We start from the raw sequence: 8,633 nt of genomic DNA on the forward strand, positions 1-8,633 counted from the left end.
CGACCACATGACGCTCTCGGTGGTGGTTTCTTTGTGGGGCGGCGACCCCCGGGGGCTCCACAACTACACCCGGGGGGGCGGGGGGGGCCGGGCGGGGGGGGGGGCCCCCCCCCCCCCCCCGACGTCGGCGTATGCCCTCCCGCTCGACCTCGGCGGACGAGTGGGCTGCGGCCTGCGCTACTCTTGAATGTCGCCGCTGTCGCACCGCGCTGACCGTGCGCGCTCCGAGGGCGGCGACAGCCGCATTTTCCCAGCTCCAAGCCCCAGGAAGTGACATGCCTCCGAAGAAGAAGCTCGTCAAGACGTTCACGCTTCAGCTGCCGGCGGGCCAGGCCACGCCGGCGCCGCCGGTCGGCCCCGCGCTCGGCCAGCACGGCGTCAACATCATGGAGTTCTGCAAGTCCTACAACTCGCAGACCGAGTCCCAGCGGGGCGACATCGTCCCCGCCGAGATCAGCGTGTACGAGGACCGGTCCTTCACGTTCGTGCTGAAGACCCCGCCCGCCGCCCGGCTGCTGATCAAGGCCGCCGGTGTGCAGAAGGGTTCGGGCGTTCCGCAGAGCGAGAAGGTCGGCTCGGTCAGTCGCGCCCAGCTGCGTGAGATCGCCGAGAAGAAGATGGCCGACCTCAACGCCAACGACATCGCCCAGGCCGAGAAGATCATCGCCGGCACCGCCCGGTCGATGGGCATCACCGTCAACGACTGACGTCGGCCCAGGCCGTCGACCCGACCGTGGGAGGGCCCGCGCCGAGCGGCCCGCCAGAGACCACAGGAGTAATCAGCAATGCAGCGCAGCAAGAGCTACCGCAAGGCCGCCGATGTCATCGACCGGTCCAAGCTCTACACCCCCGCCGAGGCCGTGAAGCTGGCCAAGGAGACCACCAACGTCAAGTTCGACGCCACGGTCGAGGTCGCGATGCGCCTCGGCGTCGACCCCCGCAAGGCGGACCAGATGGTCCGCGGCACGGTCAACCTGCCGCACGGCACCGGTAAGACCGCCCGCGTGATCGTGTTCGCCAGTGGCGCGAAGGCCGAAGAGGCCGTCGCCGCGGGTGCCGACGAGGTGGGCACCGACGAGCTGGTCGCCCGGATCCAGGGTGGTTGGCTCGACTTCGACGCGGCTATCGCCACGCCGGACCAGATGGCCAAGATCGGCCGGATCGCGCGGATCCTGGGCCCGCGCGGTCTCATGCCGAACCCGAAGACCGGCACGGTGACCATGGACGTCACCAAGGCGGTGCAGGACATCAAGGGTGGCAAGATCACCTTCCGGGTGGACAAGCACTCCAACCTGCACCTGATCATCGGCAAGGCCTCCTTCACGGAGGGCCAGCTTGTGGAGAACTACGCCGCGGTGCTCGACGAGGTGCTGCGTGCCAAGCCGTCCGCGGCCAAGGGCAAGTACCTGCGCAAGGTCATCGTGACCTCCACGATGGGCCCGGGTGTTCCGGTCGACCCGAACCTGGTGAAGAACCTCACCGGGGACGCCGCCGAGGCCTGAGCCGACAGATCCGCTCCGCCGGGGCGCCGCCACGACCGTGGCGGCGCCCCGGCGCGTCTGCGGTGTGGCACCCTCTATCCCTATGTGGCTGGAGAACGTCTGGTTGCGGTACCACAGGCGTGGGCCGTGGGTGCTGCGCGGCGTGGACGTGCGGATCGGTCCGGGCGAGGTGGCGGTCGTTCTGGGTCGCAACGGGGTGGGTAAGTCGACACTGCTCCAGGTGGCCGCGGGGGTGCTCCGACCGGGCCGGGGCCGGGTCACCGACCGTCCGGCACGGGTGGGCTGGGTGCCGGAGCGGTTCCCCGCCGACCAGCCGTTCACCGTGACCCGCTATCTGACCGGTATGGCCCGCGTGGCGGGGCTGGGCGCGGCGGCGGCCGACGAGGCGGTGGCCTCCTGGACCGACCGGCTCGGGTTGTCCGCCTTCCGCTCGGTCCGGTTGCCCGAGCTGTCCAAGGGCACCGCCCAGAAGGTGGGCCTCGCCCAGGCGATGCTGTGCCCGCCGGGCCTGCTGGTGCTCGACGAGCCCTGGGAGGGGCTGGACGCCGCCACCCGCGAGCTGGTTCCCGAGCTGATCTCCGAGGTGCTCGCCGCCGATGGTGCCGTGCTGGTCAGCGACCACCGTGGCGAGACGGTCCGGCTTCCGGCCGCGCGCCGCTGGTTGGTGGCCGACGGGTCGCTGACCGAGGAGACGTCGTCGGCGGAGGAGACCTTCTCGGTGGTCGAGGTCGCGGTGCCGACCGCGCGGGTCGCCGGCACCGTCGCCCGGTTGCGCGCCGAGGGCCACCACATTCTTCGGGTACGCGCCGACGCCTCCACCACCGCACCGCAGGCTCGACCCGCCGAGCCGTCGCAGGTGGCCGGTGCCGCCCGACCCGCCGAGCCGCCGCTGACGGTGGCCGGGCAGCCGACAGCGGAGCAGCCGGACGCCACCGACGCGGTGGTCGAGCAGGCAGCGGGGGAGACCCGGTGATCGCCCTGGTGCGGATGCGGTTGACCGGCTTCCTGCGGACCGGTCGGGCGCTGGCGCCGCTGCTCGCCGGCCTCGTCGTGCTCGGCACGCTCTACGGCGGCGGCCGATCCCAGCCCGCGGAGGCGTACGGCGTCTCGGCCGTGGTGCTCTTCCCGGTGATCGCCTGGCAGACCAAGATCCTGCTGGACGTCGAGCCGGACGTGCAGCGCCGGCTGGCCCAGGTGAGCGTCGGGGTGGCCCGCGAGCGGCTCGCCGGGCTCCTCGCCGCCGGTGTGGCGGCGCTGGCGACGGTGGCCGTCGCGCTGCTCTTCCCGTGGCTGGTCGGCGGGGTCACCGGCCCGGTCGAGCCGGGGGACCTGTCGATCCCGGTCGGGGTCGCGCTGGGGTTGTGGGCGCACCTGCTCGCCGTACCCGCCGCTGTCGCCCTCGGTGCGCTGGCCAGCCGCGCGTCGGTGGGCGGTGCCGCGTACGGCGTCGCGGTGCTGGCCCTCGGCGGTGTCGGCGCGGTGGTGCTCGGCCTGAGCGGGTCGGTGGCGCCCTGGTTGGCACCGCCGATCATGGCCGCGGCCCGCACCACCGCGGGCCACGCCACGGCGCTCACCCTGCTGGCGCTGAGCGGGTGGGCCCTGGCCTGGAGCGCCGTGGTCGTCGGCGGCTATCTGTGGCGGCGGCGGGCGCACGGCTGAGCGGTGTCGGCGTCGGTGACGTGGCTCACCCGGCGCGATTTGGTGCTGGTGGCCGGGGCGCGTAGTCTTCAGTCGTCATCCGTGCTCTCATGGATGAGGAACGACCCAAAGACCGCTGGTCACCGTGCTCCGGCACGGTCGAAGGTCCCGCGACGACGGGCGACCCGCGTAGGGCGGCAAGCGTAACTCGGCAGTGCACATGGTCCGCCGACTGTGTCGATCTGCTGGCCCTCGCCCCGTGCGCCCTGCGCCGGGGCTTTTTCGTTGTCGTGCTGCCTCCGCTCCCGTTCCGGCTTCGGCTGTGACGGGGACCAGCCTCGAGTAACGAGAGAGGAGGGACATGGCGGACAAGCCGATCCGGGCCGACAAGGCCACGGCCGTCGCTGAGCTGACCGAGAGCTTCCGCAGCTCGGGCGCCACCGTGCTGACCGAGTACCGCGGTCTGACGGTTTCCCAGCTCACCCAGCTTCGGCGCTCCCTCGGCGCCGAGACCAGCTACACGGTCGCGAAGAACACGCTGGCGAAGCGTGCTGCGACGGACGCGGGCATCACCGGCCTCGACGAGCTGTTCACCGGTCCTACCGCGCTGACTTTCGTTTCGGGCGACGTCGTCGAGGCGGCGAAGGGGCTTCGCGACTTCGCGAAGGCCAACCCGAAGCTCGTCATCAAGGGCGGTGTCTTCGAGGGCAAGGCCATTTCCGCGGCCGAGGTCACGAAGCTCGCCGACCTGGAGTCCCGCGAGGTGCTGCTGGCCAAGCTGGCCGGCGCGATGAAGGGCAACCTGAGCAAGGCCGCGGCCCTGTTCCAGGCCCCGCTGTCGAAGACCGCCCGTCTGGCGGCCGCACTGCAGGACAAGCGCGAGAAGGAGGGCGCCGAGGCGGCCTGAGGGCCCCACGGCGCACCAGTTCTTACTTAACAGAATCAGGAAAGGACGCCAGATATGGCGAAGCTCAGCACCGTCGAGCTGCTCGACGCGTTCAAGGAGATGACGCTGATCGAGCTCTCTGAGTTCGTGAAGCAGTTCGAGGAGACCTTCGAGGTCACCGCAGCCGCTCCGGTCGCCATCGCGGGCCCGGGTGGCGGTGGCGGCGGCGCCGCTGCTCCGGTCGAGGAGGAGAAGGACGAGTTCGACGTCATCCTCGAGGCTGACGGCGGCAAGAAGATCCAGGTCATCAAGGTCGTGCGTGAGCTGACCGGCCTGGGCCTCAAGGAGGCCAAGGACGCGGTCGAGTCCGCGCCGAAGGCCATCCTGGAGAAGGTCAACAAGGAGACCGCCGACAAGGCGAAGGCCAAGCTCGAGGGTGAGGGCGCCAAGGTCACCCTCAAGTGACCTGACGTTCCACAGGCGCGTACCTGGCTCGTGAGCCGGGACACTATCGCGTCGCGGCGGGCGGTGATCCGACACGGATCGCCGCCCGCCGTGTCTGTAAGCCCGGTGCCGACCCGCTCTGAGCTGGCCTCGGACGGCTGCCGCCGTCGATCCGAGCGAGCGCGGCGGGTCGCCCTCCAGTGGGAAAGAACCGTCGACCCGGATACCGGCCCTTGACGCGGCCCCGGGCTGCCAGGCACGCTGACACCAGCAAGACACCGCGCTTGCGACGGCCACGACGTGGGTATGACAGCGGCGGCACCATCGGCCGCGTCGACCTGAGCGGCCCAGTGGGGACGTTGCGTTCTGAGCGGCCCGGCAGACCCCGGTTTACGGGGGCCGAGGCGCGTTCCGCGAACGACCTGCGGGGTGGGCTGGACAGCGGTTAGCCTCTCGGCTACACTGCTAGTTTGCGCTGCCTTCCGACTTGACCCCTGCTCGGAAATGTCCGTTTACGGATATTTCTGGTGGGGTCATTGGAGTGCACGCGTACCAGCCGTTCTGCAGCACCGGTCCTCGGAAGGACGCATCTTGGCAGCTTCCCGCCCTGCGAAGACCAGTCGTACGTCGAGCGCATTCGCTCCCCGCCGAGTTTCATTCGGCAGGATCACCGAACACCTCGAGGTCCCCAACCTCCTTGCCATTCAAAACGAGTCCTTCGACTGGCTCGTCGGCAACGAGGCTTGGCAGGGCCGGTCGGCGGACGACCCGCACGCACGCTCGGGTCTCGCGGAGATCCTTGAAGAGATCAGTCCCATTGAGGACTTCTCCGGCACCATGTCGCTCTCCTTCTCGGCGCCGCGCTTCGACGAGGTCAAGGCCTCGATCGAGGAGTGCAAGGAGAAGGACCTGACCTACTGCGCTCCGCTCTTCGTGACCGCGGAGTTCACCAACAACACCACTGGCGAGATCAAGAGCCAGACGGTGTTCATGGGTGACTTCCCGATGATGACGCCCAAGGGCACCTTCGTCATCAACGGCACCGAGCGCGTCGTGGTCAGCCAGCTCGTCCGGTCTCCGGGCGTGTACTTCGACAAGCAGCCGGACAAGACCTCCGACCGCGACCTCTCCAGCGTCAAGGTCATCCCGAGTCGGGGTGCCTGGCTGGAGTTTGACATCGACAAGCGCGACACGGTCGGCGTACGCATCGACCGTAAGCGTCGGCAGGCCGTCACGGTCCTGCTCAAGGCCATCGGCTGGTCGGCCGAGCGGATCCGCGAGCGGTTCGGCTGGTCCGAGCTGCTGATGACCACGCTCGAGAAGGACCACATCGCCGGCCAGGACGAGGCCCTGCTAGACATCTACCGCAAGCTGCGCCCTGGCGAGCCGCCGACGCGCGAGAACGCCCAGACCCTGCTCGACAACCTCTTCTTCAACCCGAAGAGGTACGACGTCGCGAAGGTCGGGCGCTACAAGTTCAACAAGAAGCTCGAAGTCGACGTGCCGATCACCACCGGCACGCTGACCGAGGACGACATCGTCGCCACCGTGGAATACCTGTGCCGGCTGCACGCCGGTGAGGACGGCTACGAGGCCGACGACATCGACCACTTCGGCAACCGGCGCCTGCGTACCGTGGGTGAGCTGATCCAGAACCAGGTCCGGGTCGGCCTGTCCCGGATGGAGCGGGTCGTCCGCGAGCGGATGACCACGCAGGACGTCGAGGCGATCACCCCGCAGACCCTGATCAACATCCGCCCGGTGGTGGCGGCGATCAAGGAGTTCTTCGGGACGTCGCAGCTGTCCCAGTTCATGGACCAGACCAACCCGCTGGCGGGTCTCACCCACCGGCGCCGGCTGAGCGCGCTCGGCCCGGGTGGTCTGTCCCGGGAGCGGGCCGGCTTCGAGGTCCGCGACGTGCACCCGTCCCACTACGGCCGGATGTGCCCGATCGAGACGCCGGAAGGCCCGAACATCGGTCTGATCGGCGCGCTGTCCACCTTCGCCCGGGTCAACCCGTTCGGCTTCATCGAGACGCCGTACCGGAAGGTCGTCGAGGGTCGGGTCACCGACCAGATCGACTACCTGACCGCGGACGAGGAGGACCGGTTCGTCAAGGCGCAGGCAAACGCGCGCCTGAAGGCGGACGGCACGTTCGCCGAGGAGCGGGTGCTCTGCCGTCGTAAGGGCGGCGAGACCGAGGACGTCCTCCCCGGTGCCGTCGACTACATGGACGTCTCGCCCCGGCAGATGACCTCGGTCGCGACCGCCATGATCCCGTTCCTCGAGCACGACGACGCCAACCGGGCACTGATGGGCGCGAACATGCAGCGCCAGGCGGTGCCGCTGGTCAAGGCCGAGGCGCCGCTGGTGGGCACGGGCATGGAATACCGGGCCGCGGTCGACGCTGGCGACGTGGTCGTCGCCGAGGTCGGCGGTGTGATCGAGGATCTCTGCGCCGACTACGTCACCATCCACCAGGATGACGGCCACCGCCGGACGTACCTGCTGCACAAGTTCCGCCGCTCCAACGCCGGCTCCTGCGTCAACCAGAAGCCGGTCGTCTTCGAGGGCGACCGCGTCGAGGCCGGTCAGGTCATCGCCGACGGGCCGTGCACCGACGAGGGCGAGATGGCACTCGGACGCAACCTGCTGGTGGCGTTCATGTGCTGGGAGGGTCACAACTACGAGGACGCGATCATCCTGTCGCAGCGCCTCGTGCAGCAGGACGTGCTCACCTCGATCCACATCGAGGAGCACGAGGTCGACGCCCGGGACACCAAGCTCGGCCCGGAGGAGATCACCCGCGACATCCCGAACGTCAGCGAGGAAATGCTCGCCGACCTCGACGAGCGCGGCATCATCCGGATCGGTGCCGAGGTCGTCCCCGGCGACATCCTGGTCGGCAAGGTCACGCCCAAGGGCGAGACCGAGCTGACCCCGGAGGAGCGTCTGCTCCGCGCGATCTTCGGTGAGAAGGCGCGTGAGGTCCGGGACACCTCGCTGAAGGTGCCGCACGGCGAGACCGGCACGGTCATCGGTGTGCGCACGTTCTCCCGCGAGGACGGCGACGAGTTGCCGCCGGGTGTCAACGAGCTGGTCCGGGTCTACGTCGCCCAGAAGCGCAAGATCCAGGACGGCGACAAGCTCGCCGGCCGGCACGGCAACAAGGGTGTCATCTCGAAGATCCTGCCGATCGAGGACATGCCGTTCCTTGAGGACGGCACCCCGGTCGACATCGTGCTCAACCCGCTCGGTGTGCCGAGCCGGATGAACATCGGCCAGGTCCTGGAGACCCACCTCGGTTGGGTCGCCAAGACCGGTTGGAAGGTCGAGGGCGACGACGCCGACTGGAAGCGTCAGCTCCGCTCGATCGACGCGCACGAGTCCGAGGGGGACACCAACGTGGCCACCCCGGTCTTCGACGGTGCCCGCGAAGAGGAGATCTCCGGTCTGCTCGAGTCGACCCTGCCCAACCGGGACGGCAAGCAGCTGATCGGCCGTACCGGTAAGGCGCAGCTGTTCGACGGGCGTTCCGGCGAGCCGCTGCCCGACCCGATCGCGGTCGGCTACGTCTACATCCTGAAGCTCAACCACCTGGTCGACGACAAGATCCACGCTCGTTCGACCGGCCCGTACTCGATGATCACGCAGCAGCCGCTGGGTGGTAAGGCGCAGTTCGGTGGTCAGCGTTTCGGTGAGATGGAGTGCTGGGCGATGCAGGCGTACGGCGCCGCGTACGCCCTGCAGGAGCTGCTCACGATCAAGTCCGACGACGTGCTCGGCCGGGTGAAGGTCTACGAGGCCATCGTCAAGGGCGAGAACATCCCGGAGCCGGGCATCCCGGAGTCGTTCAAGGTGCTGCTCAAGGAGCTGCAGTCGCTGTGCCTCAACGTTGAGGTGCTGTCCAGCGACGGTGTGGCCCTGGAAATGCGCGAGACCGACGACGAGGTGTTCCGGGCCGCTGAGGAGCTGGGCATCGACCTGTCCCGGCGCGAGCCGAGCTCGGTCGAAGAGGTCTGAGGTGAGCGGTCGGGGGGGGGGGGGGGGGGGGCCCCCCCCCCCCCCCCCCGAGGGGGGGGGGGGGGGCGGGGGAGGGTGGATTGTGGGTGGTGGAACTTATAGAAGTGGTGGGGCGGGGTGTTGGGGGGGCCCCCGCCCAA

The 8,633-nt window shown here is 69.3% G+C and carries 7 protein-coding genes; all 7 read left to right on the plus strand.

Translation table 11 applies throughout. The annotated features are described in order from the left end of the window. The first annotated feature begins 275 nt into the window (after positions 1–275). The 7 genes from rplK (at position 276) to ACGFIW_RS15695 (ending at position 8,493) form a co-directional block, all read left to right on the plus strand. Positions 276–707, plus strand: coding sequence for a 50S ribosomal protein L11 (rplK, locus tag ACGFIW_RS15665; protein WP_357079466.1), 432 nt, complete (start codon positions 276–278; stop codon positions 705–707). A gap of 78 nt (positions 708–785) precedes the next feature. After that, the gene (gene rplA, locus ACGFIW_RS15670) at positions 786–1,502 is read left to right on the plus strand and encodes a 50S ribosomal protein L1 (RefSeq protein ID WP_393315251.1); all 717 of its coding nucleotides are present in this window, start codon (positions 786–788) and stop codon (positions 1,500–1,502) included. Between the two features lie 82 nt (positions 1,503–1,584). Then, positions 1,585–2,475, plus strand: coding sequence for an ATP-binding cassette domain-containing protein (locus tag ACGFIW_RS15675; protein WP_393315254.1), 891 nt, complete (start codon positions 1,585–1,587; stop codon positions 2,473–2,475). Beyond that, positions 2,472–3,161 (plus strand): hypothetical protein, encoded by a 690-nt coding sequence (locus ACGFIW_RS15680; protein WP_393315257.1) that lies wholly within the window; start codon positions 2,472–2,474, stop codon positions 3,159–3,161. The genes ACGFIW_RS15675 and ACGFIW_RS15680 overlap by 4 nt, the downstream gene beginning before the upstream one ends. Before the next feature lie 340 nt (positions 3,162–3,501). Next, the gene (gene rplJ, locus ACGFIW_RS15685) at positions 3,502–4,047 is read left to right on the plus strand and encodes a 50S ribosomal protein L10 (RefSeq protein WP_238645346.1); all 546 of its coding nucleotides are present in this window, start codon (positions 3,502–3,504) and stop codon (positions 4,045–4,047) included. Positions 4,048–4,101: 54 nt separating this feature from the next. Then, entirely contained in the window at positions 4,102–4,491 is a 390-nt protein-coding gene (gene rplL, locus ACGFIW_RS15690; protein WP_393315260.1) for a 50S ribosomal protein L7/L12, read from the plus strand. Positions 4,492–5,061: 570 nt separating this feature from the next. Continuing rightward, positions 5,062–8,493 carry a DNA-directed RNA polymerase subunit beta gene (locus ACGFIW_RS15695; protein WP_204942104.1) on the plus strand — a complete coding sequence of 1,144 codons (3,432 nt, stop codon included), beginning with the start codon at positions 5,062–5,064 and terminating at the stop codon, positions 8,491–8,493. Positions 8,494–8,633 lie beyond the last annotated feature (140 nt).

It is taken from the genome of Micromonospora sp. NPDC048935, assembly GCF_043197875.1.
Lineage (GTDB): Bacteria > Actinomycetota > Actinomycetes > Mycobacteriales > Micromonosporaceae > Micromonospora.

Coding starts and splice junctions, on each gene's coding strand:
- rplK (WP_357079466.1), top strand. CDS start 276: ATGCCTCCGAAGAAGAAGCTCGTCAAGACGTTCACGCTTCAGCTGCCG.
- rplL (WP_393315260.1), top strand. CDS start 4,102: ATGGCGAAGCTCAGCACCGTCGAGCTGCTCGACGCGTTCAAGGAGATG.
- ACGFIW_RS15675 (WP_393315254.1), top strand. CDS start 1,585: ATGTGGCTGGAGAACGTCTGGTTGCGGTACCACAGGCGTGGGCCGTGG.
- rplA (WP_393315251.1), top strand. CDS start 786: ATGCAGCGCAGCAAGAGCTACCGCAAGGCCGCCGATGTCATCGACCGG.
- rplJ (WP_238645346.1), top strand. CDS start 3,502: ATGGCGGACAAGCCGATCCGGGCCGACAAGGCCACGGCCGTCGCTGAG.